This is a genomic window from Rubritalea tangerina, assembly GCF_042683245.1.
Taxonomy (GTDB): domain Bacteria; phylum Verrucomicrobiota; class Verrucomicrobiia; order Verrucomicrobiales; family Akkermansiaceae; genus Rubritalea; species Rubritalea tangerina.
The window spans coordinates 120,467-136,656 of record NZ_JBHUJB010000015.1 but is presented as its reverse complement, the minus strand read 5'-3'; the positions used below and the strand labels follow the sequence as shown (position 1 = coordinate 136,656).

The following is a 16,190-nucleotide window of genomic DNA, read 5'->3' as shown; positions in this document are numbered from 1 at the left end:
GGATGGATCGAAGAAGTCGTAAGTCGCTGATGGATAAACTACAGCTCCTTAAGTGAACGCGCATGAGCATTTGGCCGCCAATCAAAAATCGCTCTTGGTAAGTTCCTTCAGGGCAAGTCAGTCACCGTTTTTGTTGCCAGCAAAGACCGCTATGGTCGTTCACTAGGCACCGTCTTCGCTAACAACCAAAATGCCAATCATTGGATGGTAGCAAATGGCTGGGCATGGCACTACAAACGCTACTCAAATGACCAAACACTCGCCCGCCTAGAAAAAGATGCTCGCTCAAAAAAGCTCGGCCTCTGGGCCACTCCTCACCCATCCCCCCCATGGGAATTTCGTAGCCTCAAAAAGCAAACGCGTGCCATTAAGGAAGGCTCAGCCACAGCCATTGGGTATTGGCTAAATACCAGCAGCAACACCCGACACAACTCTACCTGCCAATGGTACAAAAAAACAAAGCGTGGCCGCAGCTGTCATTCAAAAGAAGGGAAAGCATGTGGCATCTGTGGTGGATGATTCCAGCCACAACACACCACTCACTATATCTCTATTTACGAATAGCTGTTAGTAGGTTTATAATCAACTACCTAACCATTACTCCCATGCAAAAAAAATTTACTAACACCTTCGCTGTTTGTGCTTACCTCTGCACCATAATCATGATACCGGCTGATGAACTAACATGCATCGCTAGCTCTGAAAAACAATGGACAGGCGTTGCTGTCAGCAAAGAGGGCAGAGTCTTTACCAACTTTCCAAAATGGTCTGATAAAGAAACAATCAGTGTCGCTGAAATCATCGATGGTAAAACCCATCCCTACCCCTCACAAGATTGGAACAACAGATCCAACCATCAGAGCTTCAATGCGGTTCAATCCGTATATATAGACGACAAAGACCACCTCTGGGTTCTAGACACCCATAACCCCCAATTCAAAGGTGTGCAAAATCAAGGCCCCACTCTCCACCTCTTCGACTTATCCTTAAACCAACGCATCCGATCCTATCCATTCTCTCAGGATACATACCAACCAGATTCCTACTTCAATGATGTCCGTGTGGACACCCAACACGGCTTCGCCTACCTCACTGACTCCGGTAATGGAGCCCTCATCGTGCTCAACCTAAAGGACGGAAAGGCGAGAAGAATCCTCGAAGACCACCCCTCAGTCACCAGCGAGACGAACCTCCTCGTTTGTGACGGTCACGTATGGAAAAACGCAGTCGATGCCGATGGAATTGCCCTCACACCAGACCGCAAACACCTCTATTTCATAGCCCTTACAAGCCACACACTCTACCGCCTAAGCACCGAAGACATAAGAAATGCCTCCATCTCTAACGAGGAGCTTGCCAAAAAAGTGGAAAAAGTCGCCATAATCCCAGCCACTGATGGCATGCTCTTTGATAAAAAAGGAAACCTCTGGCTAGGTGCCCTAGAAAGTAATGGAGTTAATGTCCTCACCCATACCGGCCAACTTGTCAATTACCTCAAAAATCCAAAAATCTCTTGGGCCGATTCCTTCGCAGAAGGACCAAACGGAAAAATCTATTTCACCACTTCCCAAATCCACCTCCCCGAGCCATTGCGTAGTACCTACCAAATCTACACATTCTCCCCACAAGTGCCTTCAGAATAGCGCCCACGCTAGTATTTACCCCCCTTCAACTATGTGCGTCCTTACGCACATAGTTCGCCACCTTCTTGTGACAGCGCGGACTTCGGGGTTGCGTGTTGAGCAATTTCTCTCTAGTGCAACCAGCTCACACACAACTTTTTCGCTATGTTCAAATTTCAAAAGAAGCGCGGCACACTCAAGGATGACTTTTTGTCCGGCCTGACGGTATCCTTGGTGCTTGTCCCTGAAGCCATTGCATTCTCGTTCATTGCTGGCGTGCGCCCCGATGTCGGCATCTGGTCCGCCGTGTTTGTCGGATTTATCACCGCAGCATTTGGCGGACGTCCAGGCATGATCTGTGGCGCCACTGGAGCCATTGCCACCGTTGCAGCCCAAGCATACCAATTAGGAGATGCTGCAGGCGGTGAACCTATGGCCTACAAGTACCTATTCGTGTCACTCATCCTTGCCGGTCTAATACAAGCCTTCTTGGGTATCATGAAAATGGGCCGACTCATCCGGCTCGTCCCCCATCCAGTCATGATGGGATTTGTCAATGGACTCGCCATCATGATTGCACTCGGACAACTCACATTCTTTGTCGATGGCCAAAATAATTGGCTAACAGGCAACCCACTCTACATGATGATCACTCTGGTCTTGGTCACCATGGGCATCATTGTTGGTCTGCCAAAGCTAACTAAAGCAGTCCCTCCCTCCCTGATCGCCATCGCTGGCGTAGGTCTGGCCTGCTATTTCATCCCAGGAATCGATGGCCGAACAGTTGGCGACGTACTCATGGAGCGCACTGGTTCCTCTACCATCCCGACAACTTTCCCCAATCCTGCAGACCTCACTGGTATCACATGGGACTGGGCATTCTGGAGTGCTATCCTTCCGATCTCTATCAGTATCGCTCTTGTAGGCCTTATAGAGTCCCTACTTACCCTCCAGCTCATTGATGAAATCACCGAATCACGCGGTAAAAGTAACCGCGAATGTCTCGCCCAAGGCGCAGCAAATATCGCATCAGGATTCTTCGGCGGCATGGGTGGCTGCGCCACTATTGGCCAATCGCTTCTCAATATGAAATCCGGTGGTAGAGGCAGAACTTCAGGCATCGTCGGTGCACTCTCACTCGCCATCTTCGTCCTCTTCGCATCCCCGCTTATTCTTAACATCCCCATTGCCACCCTCGTTGGTGTAATGTTCATGATCGTAATCGCCACCTTCGAATGGTCCACATTCAAGACATTCGGTAAGGTGCCCAATACGGACATACTCGTAATCACAGTAGTAACGGTAGTTACTGTAGTAACCCACAACCTTGCCTACGGTGTTCTTTCTGGCATCCTCCTCTCCGCTCTCGTGTTCGCCGTAAAAAGCTCACAACACGTCCTCGTCGAGGTCATTAAAGAATCCGACGATGAAAAAGTCTACGCTGTCGAAGGTATGATCTACTTCGCCTCCGTCAGCGACTTCGCCGACCACTTCCAAGCAAAAAGTGACACCCAAAATATCGTCATCGATTTCGAAAAAGCGCGCATCAGCGACCACTCAGGAATCGAAGCCATCCATGCCATGTCAGAGCGCTACCGTAAAGCCGGTAAAAACCTCCGCCTCCGCCACCTCTCAGCGGACTGCCGACGCATGATCGAACGCGCTGGCACCCTCGTGGATATCGAAATCCTCCCTGACGACCCCGACTACACAGTCGCCAGATTGCGCTCAGAAAAATCCTGATCCGCCACATTCTCAGTCCAAAACTCCAAGCATCATTCGCTTGGAGTTTTTTTGTTTTGCCCATCCCAACATTGTCCCCTACTAACAGGGCAATGGAAGCTGAGAATAAGCGTGGTTTATTGATCGTCGTCGAGGGAATTGACGGCACAGGAAAGTCCTCTCAAGTGCAATTGCTAGCCGACGCCCTGCGTTCCAGCGGACATGATGTCCTCCAAGACCGCCAACCATCCGATGGTCCATTTGGGAAGATCCTCCGGAAATCCATGACCGAAGGACGACTCGCTCCAGACGAAGAACTTGAGCTCTTCCATAAAGATCGCCGCCAACACCTCGAAGACGTCATCCTACCCGCTCTAGACAGTGGCACACATGTCGTCCTAGATCGTTACTACTTTTCAACCATGGCCTATCAAGGCGCAAATGGATATGACGTCGCGGAACTGCGCGCTACCAATGAAGCATTCGCACCCGCCCCTGACATTTTGTTCATCCTCGACCTCGATGTCGACCAAGCCCTGAAACGCATTGGCCACCGCGGTGACGAAGCCAACGCCTTTGAACAACGCGATGCACTCCAGTTCTGCCGTGATGTCTTTCTCAGCGTCAAAGAAGAAGCCTACGCAAATGTTATCAACTCTGAGCCAAGCATGGAAGAGATCCACCGAGAAATGCTCAGTATCGCTCAAGCTGCGATCTGATTAATGCCAACTCCCACCAAACTTCGCATCGCCATTGTCGGCTTCGGCTCCGCAGGAGCGAGCTCAGCCATCTTGCTCTCACGCCAGGGCCATCAGGTCAGCCTTTTCGAGCGCGCACCCGCCAACGCCCCCATTGGTGCTGGCTTCCTGCTCCAACCCACAGGCCTATCAGTCCTTAAGGAATTAGGGATCTACGATAGCCTTCTCACCACCACCACCGAGATCGACCACCTGCTCTGCGTCAACGACTCTGGATCAGAAATCCTCAACCTTCACTACGCAGAACTCCATCCTGACTTTAAAGGTCAAGGAACCCACCGAAGCACTCTCTTCAAGCTGCTAGAGGAAACATTGGATCAGACTGAAGCCAACCTGCATTGGGGTTGCGAGATTCTAGGAATCTCAAACCATAATAATGAGATACGACTCACTGACCATACGGATAAACAGCACGGCCCATTCGACCTGCTCGTCATTGCTGATGGAGCCCGTTCCCAACTGAGGAAGTTCTCAGGCATCCCCGTAAAACAAAATCGATACCCATGGGGCGCCCTCTGGTTTGTTGGCAAACGCACTCCTGCCTTCAAAAACAACCAACTCTGGCAGTCAGTTTCTTCCACGGACGAGCTCTGCGGCTTCCTCCCCACTGGCACCCAAGATGACTTGCTCAGCCTCTTTTGGTCGATACGACTCGACCAGATTGACCAATGGCGCAACCAACCATTGGATGAATGGAAGCACGCAGTCCTGAAACTTGCCCCACAATCTGAGTCATTTTTAGATCAGATAGAACACCATAACGATCTGGATGTGGCGAGCTACCATGATGTTGTCATGCCCCACTGGCACCAGGGCCGAACAGTTGTCCTCGGCGATGCCGCACACGCCCTCAGCCCACAGCTCGGCCAAGGGGTCAACCTAGCCTTACTCGACGCTAGTGTCCTAGCCAAAACAATTGCCTCTCACCCCATTGAAGAGGCTCTCAAATGCTTCAGCCAACAACGACGTTGCCAACTTGGCTTCTATCAGTTTGCCACACGCACAGCTACCCCCTTCTTCCAGTCTGACCACCATCTCCTGGGAACCATTCGTGATTGCACCTTCCCCCTTGCGAACAAAATTCCCTGGCTCAGAAAACAAATGGTCAGCACCATGGCCGGCATCAAAACGGGCCTTTTCACCCGCACCAGCCCCACAAAGTACCTCTAACCCATTCAAGGTACACCCACACCAAGAATCCAACTTCAGCAGTTCTTGACCCCAACAAGTTTCAAGCTTAAAGGAGGCACGTCATGGCAGGCTTTTTTAAGAAATTTATCAATAAGGTCCGAAATCGTGCAGAAATCGACTGGGAAGAACTCGAAGCAGATCTCATCGGCGCAGATCTTGGAGCCAAACTCACCATGACTATTGTCGATGAACTCCAAGACCTTGGACGTAAAATTTCCGCAGATGATGTAGTCGAGACGGCTAAAAAACACATTGCCGCCATACTCCCCGAGGATCTAGCTGACCTCCAACCCCGTGAGGACGGGCTCCCCCATGTGATCCTCATGGTCGGCGTCAATGGAACCGGTAAAACCACCTCCACTGCAAAACTCGCACAATCCCTCAAAAAACAAGGCCATTCAGTCGTCGTCGCTGCCGCCGACACCTTCCGCGCCGCTGCCGTCGAACAACTCGAAGTCTGGGCCGATCGCGTGCAGATCCCAGTCGTCAAAGGTGCTCCCAATGCCGACCCATCTTCCGTCTGCTATAAAGCACATCAGCAAGCTATCGCCACCGGCGCCCAGTTCCTCATCCTCGATACTGCTGGCCGCCTCCACACCCGCCATAACCTCATGGCCGAGCTTGAAAAAATCGAACGCACTATCGGCAAACAAGACCCGAGCGCTCCACACACCAAAATGATCGTCGTCGACGCCACCACTGGTGGCAACGCACTTCAGCAAGCCCGAGAATTTAACAAAGCAATCGCCCTCGATAGCCTAGTGGTCACCAAGCTCGATGGCTCAGGCAAAGGCGGCATCATCGTGTCAATCTACCAAGAATTACAAATTGCCCCACGCTATATCGGAATGGGCGAAGAAGCACACCAATTCAAACGCTTCAAAAAACAAGAATTTGTGGAAGAAATCATGTGACACCACCTCCCACAGTTGAGCTCACTTCCATCGAAGCCTGAACTCAGAAATTTCAACCAACTCCCCCACACCCTAACTGCACTGAAACCATGATACTCAACACCTTTCTTATCGTCTTTCTCATCTTCTGGTTCCTTCTCGGTGCTTGGCTCGTCTCACGCTACAACGTTCTCTTTGGCCCACATAAAGATGACCCCGCTGAGAGCCCTGGGGCGCGCTCATTTGGCGTGGCCCACATCGTCGCCGTCTGGATTGGTGGCGCCGCATTAGCGATCTACTTCCTAGTCCGCTAATACGCACACGCTTCCCGACTAGCGCTTCTTCTTAGAGTACGCCTCGATCCAAGCCTGATCCTCGCGCGACAACTTTCTTACAGGAAAGGCGGAGCGCTTGCCATCTGGTGCCTTGAGATAAATCACCCCATCCTTCAGTGAGTACGGCTTAGCAAAGGTCTTTCGCCCTTTATTATCGTGCCATACCCGATACCCCTTCGCTTCATATTCTTCGCGCCAATTCGCGTAGTCAGCCATGGCATTGCGGTGCGCATTCTTGAGACGACCAAAATAAAACTCTGGATCTCCAGTCTTGTAGCCAACGTACTTTCCAAATTGTGACCCTCTCGGTGAAAGCATCAACACAACGGGAGCCCCTAGCACCTTGTATTGCTTCCTCAATCTCGCAACATACTTCCTCTTCGCATCCTTCCTGCGCTCATCGTCATCCACCACATTGCTGTCCACCCGCAATAAAATAACATTATCCTCCGCCCAATCCTCGAAACTCGATGTCGAAAATAACTCGTCGCTCAACGCTCTCGCTATGGTGTTGGAACGAGAATTCGTAAACCATAAGATTACAGGCTTCCCTTCCTTGCGTGCCTCACGCATCGCCGCATTGTAGCTCTCATACCAATTATCTACCGGACCTTTCTCCCAGATCGCATCCAATGCAGCCATCGGCGCATCCGGATCTTCATTCGCCCACTCAATCATATCCTCGCTGTAGAGCTGGCTCGTATCCGATGACATCACCGGCTTGATGTCCGCCAAATCCTTCAGTCCCCCTCCCTGCTTTTCACCATCATCCCCCAACCCGGTAAATTCCTTAAAGTCCTCACCCACCACCTTCGCATTCCTACTGATCACCGCACAACTCGTCAAAGCTCCGAAAGTTGATGCCAAAAATGTCGAAAATAGAATCGCTCGCAAGTGCATGCCGCAGAGAATCGGACACCCACGCACACATTTCAAGAAGCCATTCTCAAAACTACGACGCAAATTAGCATTGCTGGATTCAACAATCTCCTCTATTTGCTCAGCCGCACACCGAAAACCTACTTCATTATGAGCAAATACAAACATCTCATCATTGCCATCTTGGCCCTGATTGGTCTGCATTCATCCCTTATGGCTGCAAATGATAAGCCAGCCTACAAAGCCGGTGAATACGGACTAACTGAGGACCAATACGCCGTCTTCCCCCTACCACTCGGATACTACGAAAAGAAGCTTACCCCAGAGGGTAATGTTGATGTAGGCGCCACCCTTGCATACCGCGCCACCCAACAAGATGGCTTCAATATCGTTGCCACCATCATTTTTGTCTGTGCTATTGTTCACACCTTCCTCGCCGGTTTCTTCCTCCGCATGGCTCACCACCACCAGGAAAAACACGAAGAACGGATCAAAGCTGAAGGACGCACAGCCTGCGCAAAACCTCAAGAAGACGCCAAAGATGATGTCTCATTCCGCGCGCACCTTTTCCATTTCCTAGGTGAAGTAGAAGCCATCTTCGGTATCTGGGTCGCCGCCCTCGTCATCGCCATGTACTACTTCTTCGGCATACAAGAAGGTGGTTTCCTCGGCATCGCTGACGGCTACCAGCAAATCAAACTCTACTTTGCTAAAGATGTAAACTTCGTCGAGCCAGTCTTTGTTGTCATCATCATGGCTATTTCCGCAACTCGCCCAGTCGTGCGCTTTGCAGAAAAAATCATTGGCTCGGTAGCTCGCATGTTCGGTGGCGGGCCAGCCGCTTGGTGGCTCTCAGTCATGACCATCGCACCAATTCTTGGTTCCTTCATCACTGAGCCAGCTGCTATGACAATCTCAGCAATGTTGCTCTCCAAGTGGTTCTACGACAAAAAACCACCTGCAGGATTCGCATATGCCACACTCGGACTCCTCTTCGTGAACATCTCCGTGGGCGGCACACTCACCCACTTCGCGGCTCCTCCAGTACTCATGATCGCACAGAAGTGGAACTTCGGTCTCGGCTTCATGTTCATGAACTTCGGTCTCAAAGCAATCCTAGGTATCATCATTGCGAACATCCTCTACTTCTTTGCTTTCAAAAAGCACTTCGCTGCTCTCGAAGGTGACACTGAAGGTGAGAACCGCCGCCAACTCTGGGCCGAACGTGAAGACCCCATCCCATTCATGGTGACATTCACCCACCTTGCCTTCCTTGGTTGGACTGTTCTCTCAGCCCACTACCCACCACTCTTCATCGCCGGCTTCATGTTCTTCATTGGCTTCACTCAAGCCACCGGACACCACCAGAATGATGTCAGTATGAAATCACCACTCCTCGTTGGCTTCTTCCTCTCCGGACTCGTGATCCACGGTAAGTGCCAAGCTTGGTGGATTGAGCCACTTATCACCTCCATCGACAACCAATACATTTTGATGATTGGCTCCACAGTGCTCACAGCATTCAACGATAACGCAGCAATCACCTACCTTGCCTCACAAGCTCCAGGTCTCTCCATTACTGCTAAATACGCCATCGTAGCGGGTGCGGTTACTGGTGGTGGCCTTACCGTGATCGCAAATGCTCCTAACCCCGCTGGTCAGTCTATCCTCGGGAAACATTTCGAGGGCGGCGTCGCACCTCTAAAACTCATGACCGCAGCACTCGTACCAACAGTTATCATGGGTGCTTGCTTCATGCTGATCCCAACAAGCGGAATGGTAAACGATCCGCTCGATAAACGTAAAGCCCACGACGAACACGTCGAGGACGCCCACGCTGGCTCACCTAAAAAGGAGATACAAGAAAGCCACACACACTAATTTCACAATACACAAAGCCTCGACCAAGTCGGGGCTTTTTACTATATTCCGCTATCATGTTTACAGGTCTTGTTGAAGCTACTGGAACGATCACCCATATCGAAACTCTCGGAGAACAATCACGGTTCACCATCGCCATCCCATTTGCCCAAGAACTCGCTCTAGGGGACTCAGTCGCTACCAACGGATGCTGCCTAACCGTCGCCAGCTTCGACGATTCCTCGGCCAAATTCGACCTGCTAGCTCAAACACTTAAAGTCACTTCCCTTGGCCACCTCAAAGTAGACTCCACAGTCAACCTCGAACGCGCCCTCAAAGCAAATGACCGACTCGGCGGCCACTTCGTCCAAGGCCACGTCGACGACACAGGTACCATCAAAGACCTCTCAAAACACGGCCAAGATCATCGCTTCGAAGTCCAACTCCCTGATTCCATCCTCAAATATTGCATCCCAAAAGGCTCACTCGCCATCGATGGAATCTCACTTACCATAGCCGAACTCACTGACGACAGCGCCATCTTCTGGATCACCCCACACACCTTCGAGCATACCCACCTGCACGCCTGCACAATTGGCCAGCCCGTCAATCTGGAAGCCGACCTCCTCGCCAAATACACCGAACGTCTCCTCGCTACGCAATCTGCGCAATAAGACACAACTTTATGATACGCAACTATTGACAAAGCACCTGCGTATCCCTTACGGGACGGGAAATCATTTCCCCCTGATATGCCCCCAGTAAGTGAAAAGTACTTTTTCGACTACCCCATCGTCGACGCTAACGCCCTCACCTATTCCGCGCTCAAACTCCTATTCCACGGCTCCACTCATGGCGCCTTTGGTGCCTACGGCTCACTCAATGCAAGACGCGGCCCAATCGACCTTGTTAAAATAGAGGCCCTCAAAGTTAGCCTTACTTACCTCACCAGCACACCACTTTCCGACGAATACGCCTACCACCTCGTATTCTTCAATAAAGACTTCAGCCATACCCTCTGGGACGGCAAAAGTCTCGATAAGTCAAAACATATCAAAGATATCACCAGACGTGTCAGACTAGGCGCCGAACCCAGCCTCTCCGCCAAACGCTACCGAGACCCCTTCTGGGTGAAGTTCCAAAAGCCAATCTACTTGGCCCAATTCCCCAGCCCCTTACATAACGAACTCAGCGTTCCTGCTCACTACCGAGCTCTCTTCGAAAATAAATTCGATGGCTTCCTCATGCGCTCGGAGCACGACTACCCACTCGTCAGAAACCTCATTGAAGCCAGTGGCCTCAAACTCGGTGCTCGCCGTGAAGTCAGTGATGAACTCGATGGTGACCTCCAAGTCCATTGCTACGCATTCTAACTTAGAATTTCCGGCTACCTCCCCCATACTAACAATTTTTTATTTGCCAACTCATTCGCCATGAATTAAATAGTACATCTAAATATAAGTTATCTCCCCCCTATGACTTCAAAATCCCCCCAGTTCTTCTGTGATCTGCCACTGGCAGATATCAATGCAATCACTTGCTCCGCAAACCGCTTCCTTTACCACGGTTCCCCACATGGCGTCTTTGGTAAAATGACCACTTCAAAACGCCACGTTGATATCCATGAGATCGATGCTTTCCGCGTAAAACTCGAACACCTGTCTTCAGATCCTCTAGACGACCAATACCAATACCACCTCGTCTACATCTCTAAAGACATCTATCAACAAGTCTGGAAAGGTTGCAAAAAACGCCAAATCCCCGGCATGAGAAAGTTTGTCTCCGAGACAAAGCTCAGTGCCGATGCCAAGACTCACCCCTTTGGTCCAGGCAATTTCCTTCACCTCTCAGACGACAAACCCATTGTGTTTAGCCCCTATGAGGAATCACACACTTCGGATAATTACGTGCCTAACCACTACCAAGCAACGCTGCGCAGTAAGTTCGAAAGCATCCTGCTGCGCACAAAGTCTGAATGCCGACTCTTCTTCCAGCTCCTCCAAGCCCACGGACTCAAAGTCGTCGACCAACTTGAAACAACCGACGAATTTGATGGCAACCTCAAGGTTGAATGCTTCGCCGCTTAAGCCCCACTACTCAGCCTCTTGCTCCCACTCGGCAACCTGCTTGGCAAAGTAACTTAAAATAATATCTGCCCCAGATCGCTTAATTGCTGTTAAACTCTCTAACACTGTTGCTTTCTCATCTAACCACCCAGCATCAACGGCAGATTTAATCATAAGGTACTCCCCACTGACCTGATATGCAGCCACCGGAAGAGTCGTATTCTCACGCACCTTGGCAATGATATCTAAATACGCGCCAGCGGGCTTCACCATAACCATATCCGCTCCCTCTTCCTCGTCCATCATCACCTCGCGCACAGCCTCACGTACGTTCGCGTAGTCCATCTGATAGGTCTTCTTGTCACCTGCTTTAGGAGCCGAGTCTAAAGCACCTCGGAATGGACCGTAGTATGCTGAAGCATACTTTGCCGTGTAGGATAGAATGGAAACATCCTCGTAACCCACTGCATCCAAAGCACCACGAAGCGCTGCCACGCGACCATCCATCATATCACTCGGTGATACAATATCAGCACCAGCTTCTGCGTGACACAAAGCTTGCTTACATAAAACAGCCACTGTCTCATCATTTAAAATCTCTAACTCTCCATCCGCCTTCTTCCTCACAATCCCATCATGCCCATCTGAGTTGTATGGGTCTAGTGCAACATCAGTGATAACACAGAGAGTCGGGTGCGCTGACTTCAATGCCCTAATAGCTCGCGGCACCAAACCATCTGGATTATAACATTCATCAGCTGTCCCATTTTTCTTATCTTCAGAAACTGCTGGAAAAATGACAACTGCAGGCACTCCCAGCGCATGAGCTTCCCCAGCTTCCTTCACCAAACCATCAATCGACCAACGTGTGCACCCAGGCATCGATCCAATCGGCACATCCTGATCGTCTTCATGAACAAATAATGGATAGATGAAATCCTTCGCTGAAAGCTGAACCTCTCTGACAAGGTTGCGAATGGCTGGACTCTTGCGGTTACGACGAGGACGATGTTGCATATTTTCTTTAGATTAGGAGTTAGAGTTTCTCTAGGCTATAGCCATCTGACCCATCTTTGACAAGCCAACCAAGCTCCTTCAATTTATCACGCAGCTCGTCAGACTTAGCCCACTCCTTATCTGCACGTGCTTGTACGCGCTCTTGCGCTAGTTTCTCAATCTCAGCTGGCACATCCACTTCCTCTTCCTCCTCGGTCTCGGGCAACTCAATCCCCAATGCGTGAAGCATGAAATGCAAACCTTTCCATTGAGTCAATGGGTCAGCTTCATTCTGAGCGCGACGTAATGCTCCAAACATAGCACCGATCGCACGCTGCGTATTCAAATCCTCATTAAGCCCAAGCCATGCATTCTCAAACAAGCCCTTGTCACCGAGCCCTCTCAGTTCCTCATAACTTGGAGCTTCATCCACTCCAGCAAGCTCTGCAAGCGCACGCTCAGCCTTGAGTAACTTCTCCAGCGCCTCCCTGGCCGCATGTAAACTATCCAAGGTGAAGTTCAGCTGCCTGCGGTAATGTGCCCCAATCAAAGCAAATCGCACTTCATTCGCCTTAGCTCCCTTTTCTAGCAAGTCATCCAATCTGAAGAAGTTTCCAAGCGACTTAGACATCTTTTTACCCTCCACTAACAAATGGGTGATGTGAAACCAATGCGCCGCAAAATCCCCACCACAGGAACATTTGCTCTGGGCAATCTCATTCTCATGGTGCGGGAACACCAAGTCTTCCCCACCAGAATGTAAATCAAAACTCTCCCCTAAGTACTCGCGAATCATCGCTGAGCATTCCAGATGCCAACCTGGACGCCCCTCACCCCATGGACTATCCCAATAATTATCTCCATCTTCATCCCTGCGTGCTTTCCACAATACAAAGTCCGCAACGCTGTCTTTCTCATACTCGTCAGAGTCATTAGTGCGTTGGTTCTGAGTCTTACCCAAATCTAACTCACGTTCATCAAGATGAGACAATTTCCCATAATCTGGGTACGAACTAATTCTAAAATACACGGATCCATCCTCAGCAGCATAGGCATGTCCCTTGCTGATCAATTCCTCAATCATCGTGACCTGCTGCGGAATATGCTCAACAGCACTCGGCTCAATATGTGGCTCCAAACAATGCAGTGCCCCACAGTCATCGTGGAACTTTTCCGTCCACTTCCCTGTAAAATCACCTAAACTCACACCCGCTGCCTGCGAGTCGCGAATCGTCTTGTCGTCAACATCCGTCAAGTTGCGAACGTGCTTCGTCTTGATCCCAGACATCTCCAAGGTCCTGCGAAACACATCCTGGACCACAAAGGTCCTAAAATTACCAATATGCGCCGGCCCATACACAGTCGGCCCACAACAATAAAATCCGTACTCAACTCCATCTCTCGGGGCCACTTCCTTGATCTCTCTCGCTTGCGTGTCGTATAGGCGCATAACCACGCCATAGCCTCACATCCCCACTTTGGAAAGACTTTTGCAGACATTCTCCACCATACCACCAACTAATAACCCAATTCCTCCCAACTAACAGAATCCTAGACAAATAGCACGCATTCTGTACTCTACACAACACTCGCACTCCCACATCCAAACTCCCACATCCAAACTCCCACATCCAAACTCCCACATCCAAACTCCCTACTTCATGGCTTCCCTCATTCTTGCATCTAACAGACTCCCAATCCAACTCCTCAAAGACGGCACCATCAAACGAACCACAGGCGGACTCTCTTCAGCCCTCGAAGGTGCAGGTATTGGCGAGCAATACACCTGGGTTGGCTGGGGCGGACCATGCCCAAGTGCCGGACGCAGCGAAGAAGATCTCAAGACCTCACTCCGTAGCTTAGGAGTAGAGCCCATCCTACTGAGCGAAGATGAAATTGCTGGCTACTATGACGGCTACGCCAACTCCACTCTCTGGCCCCTCCTTCATTACATGCAAGAACGCTCGCGTTTCGACGCCCGATGGATGCCATTCTACCAACAAGTAAATGAAAAATTCGCCACCGCTATCAGCGAAATTGCGGATGAAGGCGCCCAAGTTTGGATTCATGATTACCACCTCATGCTCCTCCCCCAACTCCTACGCAAAAAACGCCCGGATTTGAAAATTGGCTTCTTCCTGCACACCCCCTTTCCCTCAAGCGAAATATTCCGAGCCTTGCCCGAGCGTGACGCCCTCCTAAATGGTCTTCTAGGCTGTGACCTCATTGGTTTCCACACCTACAGCTACCTGCGCCACTTCATTTCCTCACTCATTCGCATTCTGGGCGTCGAAGCCGACATCGATGGGCTGTGGCACCAAAACCGACACATCCAACTCGGAGTCTACCCCATTGGCCACAACCGAGACGGTTTCCAAAAAGCAGCCACAACCAACACCTTCCTCCAACAACACAGCGCCCACGCTAAACACCTAGGCTCAGGGAAAATGATTCTCAGCGTGGAGCGACTCGATTATACGAAAGGTGTCCCCGAAAAACTCCAAGCGATTCGCACCTTCCTAGAATCCCACCCTGAGATGCGCGGCCTCGTCCACTTCGTTCTCGTTGCCGTCCCATCACGACGAGGCGTCGAAGAATACGAAGCACTAACCGAGCGCGTCCAATGCGAGGTAGGAGCCATCAATGGCACATTCGGCGATGTTGGCCACTCACCCGTCCAATTTCTCCACCGAAGCTTCCCAGTAGAGGAGCTCGCCGCACTCTACGCACTCGCAGATGTCTGCATGGTCACTCCCATCGTCGATGGCATGAACTTAGTCGCTAAAGAATTTATTGACTGCAAATACCCATCACATCGCGCCCGCCCAGGCGTTTTGATTCTCAGCGAGTTTGCCGGCGCAGCACATGAAATGTCCCATGCCATCCTCGTCAACCCACACGACACAGCCGGTGTGGCACAAGCCATCCACACAGCCCTCGATATGGACGAGCCACAAATGTGGAAACGCATCCACGCCATGCAACGCCGCCTCGAACTTAACGACGCTGGAGCCTGGGCTAAACGCTTCCTCGCTGACCTTTCCTCAGCCACCTCTCTCAGTCATTGCCCACAGCACGCCAGTGCCAAAAGCCTGGGCATCGACCTCAAATCACAGCTCGATTCCGGTAAAACCCTCGCTCTCTTCCTCGACTACGATGGAACCTTACGCGAATTCACCCAAGCCCCTGAAGACGCCATACCTAGCCCATCTCTGCTAGAGCTCCTACACAAACTATCACACCACCCACAAGTGCAGCTCGCTATCGTCAGCGGACGCCCAAAATCATTCCTCGACCAACACCTCGGCCACCTCCCACTTCATTTCGTCGCTGAGCATGGCTATTATTGGAAAACCCAAGACATGCAGGACTGGCAGTTGCTCAATCCACACGTCGATACCAGCTGGAAAGAACTCATCCTGCCACAGCTCGAAGAAGCTGTCTCCCTTACCCCCGGTAGCGAAATCGAAGTGAAACATTCCTCCATCGTCTGGCACTACCGCCAAGCTGACCCCGAATTTGGACTCTGGCGAGCCAAAGGGCTCCTCTCAGAACTCACCTCCACTACCGCCAGCCACCCAGTCTCCGTCCACCACGGGCAGAAAATTATCGAGGTCGCAAGCCAACTCGTCAATAAAGGCGTTGCCGTAGAACGACTCCTCAAACAATGGCAACCCGATATCGCGCTCGCCGCTGGCGATGACGTTACTGATGAGTCCATGTTCGCACTCCATAGCGACTCATCAACCCCACTCCACACCATCAAGGTCGGCCTCGGCGACACCCGCGCAAATCAACGTTGCAGCATCAAAACTCTGCGCAATTTGCTAGATTCTTTAGCCTAGATCATCCATACTGATAGGCCCCA

General features: G+C 51.0%; 14 protein-coding genes and 1 pseudogene. 12 read left to right on the top strand and 3 right to left on the bottom strand.

Annotated features, from left to right (window positions below):
• Positions 1-78: 78 nt before the first annotated feature.
• From ACFSW8_RS03685 to ACFSW8_RS03655, 7 genes and pseudogenes are all read left to right on the top strand, one after another.
• Positions 79-519, top strand: a pseudogene (locus ACFSW8_RS03685) (thermonuclease family protein); the annotation flags it as partial.
• 86 nt (positions 520-605) lie between these two features.
• Positions 606-1,643: an SMP-30/gluconolactonase/LRE family protein gene (locus ACFSW8_RS03680; protein ID WP_377177460.1), complete on the top strand. Its 1,038-nt coding sequence runs from the start codon at positions 606-608 to the stop codon at positions 1,641-1,643.
• Between the two features lie 144 nt (positions 1,644-1,787).
• Positions 1,788-3,365, top strand: a complete 1,578-nt coding sequence (locus ACFSW8_RS03675; protein ID WP_377090229.1) for a SulP family inorganic anion transporter — start codon at positions 1,788-1,790, stop codon at positions 3,363-3,365.
• Between the two features lie 92 nt (positions 3,366-3,457).
• A complete protein-coding gene (gene tmk, locus ACFSW8_RS03670) occupies positions 3,458-4,063 on the top strand; it encodes a dTMP kinase (protein WP_377177458.1) in 606 nt (201 codons plus the stop codon).
• 3 nt (positions 4,064-4,066) lie between these two features.
• Positions 4,067-5,272 (top strand): FAD-dependent oxidoreductase, encoded by a 1,206-nt coding sequence (locus ACFSW8_RS03665; RefSeq protein WP_377090227.1) that lies wholly within the window; start codon positions 4,067-4,069, stop codon positions 5,270-5,272.
• Positions 5,273-5,355: 83 nt separating this feature from the next.
• A complete protein-coding gene (gene ftsY, locus ACFSW8_RS03660) occupies positions 5,356-6,207 on the top strand; it encodes a signal recognition particle-docking protein FtsY (protein ID WP_377090226.1) in 852 nt (283 codons plus the stop codon).
• 89 nt (positions 6,208-6,296) lie between these two features.
• Entirely contained in the window at positions 6,297-6,500 is a 204-nt protein-coding gene (locus tag ACFSW8_RS03655; protein ID WP_377090224.1) for a hypothetical protein, read from the top strand.
• Between the two features lie 18 nt (positions 6,501-6,518).
• Here the strand turns inward: ACFSW8_RS03655 and ACFSW8_RS03650 are convergent, their stop codons facing one another.
• Positions 6,519-7,604, bottom strand: coding sequence for a thioredoxin family protein (locus ACFSW8_RS03650; protein WP_377090222.1), 1,086 nt, complete (start codon positions 7,602-7,604; stop codon positions 6,519-6,521).
• A 9-nt stretch (positions 7,605-7,613) separates the two neighbouring features.
• Between ACFSW8_RS03650 and ACFSW8_RS03645 the strand changes: the two genes are divergently transcribed.
• The 4 genes from ACFSW8_RS03645 (at position 7,614) to ACFSW8_RS03630 (ending at position 11,347) form a co-directional block, all read left to right on the top strand.
• Positions 7,614-9,281 (top strand): putative Na+/H+ antiporter, encoded by a 1,668-nt coding sequence (locus ACFSW8_RS03645; protein ID WP_377177456.1) that lies wholly within the window; start codon positions 7,614-7,616, stop codon positions 9,279-9,281.
• Positions 9,282-9,337: 56 nt separating this feature from the next.
• Entirely contained in the window at positions 9,338-9,934 is a 597-nt protein-coding gene (locus ACFSW8_RS03640) for a riboflavin synthase (protein WP_377090220.1), read from the top strand.
• 78 nt (positions 9,935-10,012) lie between these two features.
• Positions 10,013-10,633 carry a hypothetical protein gene (locus ACFSW8_RS03635; protein WP_377090219.1) on the top strand — a complete coding sequence of 207 codons (621 nt, stop codon included), beginning with the start codon at positions 10,013-10,015 and terminating at the stop codon, positions 10,631-10,633.
• A 102-nt stretch (positions 10,634-10,735) separates the two neighbouring features.
• Positions 10,736-11,347 carry a hypothetical protein gene (locus tag ACFSW8_RS03630; RefSeq protein ID WP_377090218.1) on the top strand — a complete coding sequence of 204 codons (612 nt, stop codon included), beginning with the start codon at positions 10,736-10,738 and terminating at the stop codon, positions 11,345-11,347.
• Positions 11,348-11,353: 6 nt separating this feature from the next.
• On the opposite strand, the gene hemB is transcribed toward ACFSW8_RS03630, so the two are convergent.
• Positions 11,354-12,343, bottom strand: a complete 990-nt coding sequence (gene hemB / locus ACFSW8_RS03625; protein ID WP_377090217.1) for a porphobilinogen synthase — start codon at positions 12,341-12,343, stop codon at positions 11,354-11,356.
• 19 nt (positions 12,344-12,362) lie between these two features.
• A complete protein-coding gene (gene cysS, locus ACFSW8_RS03620) occupies positions 12,363-13,772 on the bottom strand; it encodes a cysteine--tRNA ligase (RefSeq protein WP_377091558.1) in 1,410 nt (469 codons plus the stop codon).
• Positions 13,773-13,983: 211 nt separating this feature from the next.
• Here cysS and ACFSW8_RS03615 point away from each other — a divergent pair, with 211 nt between their 5' ends.
• Complete coding sequence (locus ACFSW8_RS03615) at positions 13,984-16,167, top strand: bifunctional alpha,alpha-trehalose-phosphate synthase (UDP-forming)/trehalose-phosphatase (protein WP_377090215.1); 2,184 nt, start codon at positions 13,984-13,986, stop codon at positions 16,165-16,167.
• Positions 16,168-16,190 lie beyond the last annotated feature (23 nt).

Bases quoted from the DNA above. Each gene is read 5' to 3' on its own strand.
- ACFSW8_RS03680 (WP_377177460.1), top strand. From the start codon at position 606: ATGCAAAAAAAATTTACTAACACCTTCGCTGTTTGTGCTTACCTCTGC.
- ACFSW8_RS03675 (WP_377090229.1), top strand. From the start codon at position 1,788: ATGTTCAAATTTCAAAAGAAGCGCGGCACACTCAAGGATGACTTTTTG.
- tmk (WP_377177458.1), top strand. From the start codon at position 3,458: ATGGAAGCTGAGAATAAGCGTGGTTTATTGATCGTCGTCGAGGGAATT.
- ACFSW8_RS03665 (WP_377090227.1), top strand. From the start codon at position 4,067: ATGCCAACTCCCACCAAACTTCGCATCGCCATTGTCGGCTTCGGCTCC.
- ftsY (WP_377090226.1), top strand. From the start codon at position 5,356: ATGGCAGGCTTTTTTAAGAAATTTATCAATAAGGTCCGAAATCGTGCA.
- ACFSW8_RS03655 (WP_377090224.1), top strand. From the start codon at position 6,297: ATGATACTCAACACCTTTCTTATCGTCTTTCTCATCTTCTGGTTCCTT.
- ACFSW8_RS03650 (WP_377090222.1), bottom strand. From the start codon at position 7,604: ATGCAGACCAATCAGGGCCAAGATGGCAATGATGAGATGTTTGTATTT.
- ACFSW8_RS03645 (WP_377177456.1), top strand. From the start codon at position 7,614: ATGGCTGCAAATGATAAGCCAGCCTACAAAGCCGGTGAATACGGACTA.
- ACFSW8_RS03640 (WP_377090220.1), top strand. From the start codon at position 9,338: ATGTTTACAGGTCTTGTTGAAGCTACTGGAACGATCACCCATATCGAA.
- ACFSW8_RS03635 (WP_377090219.1), top strand. From the start codon at position 10,013: ATGCCCCCAGTAAGTGAAAAGTACTTTTTCGACTACCCCATCGTCGAC.
- ACFSW8_RS03630 (WP_377090218.1), top strand. From the start codon at position 10,736: ATGACTTCAAAATCCCCCCAGTTCTTCTGTGATCTGCCACTGGCAGAT.
- hemB (WP_377090217.1), bottom strand. From the start codon at position 12,343: ATGCAACATCGTCCTCGTCGTAACCGCAAGAGTCCAGCCATTCGCAAC.
- cysS (WP_377091558.1), bottom strand. From the start codon at position 13,772: ATGCGCCTATACGACACGCAAGCGAGAGAGATCAAGGAAGTGGCCCCG.
- ACFSW8_RS03615 (WP_377090215.1), top strand. From the start codon at position 13,984: ATGGCTTCCCTCATTCTTGCATCTAACAGACTCCCAATCCAACTCCTC.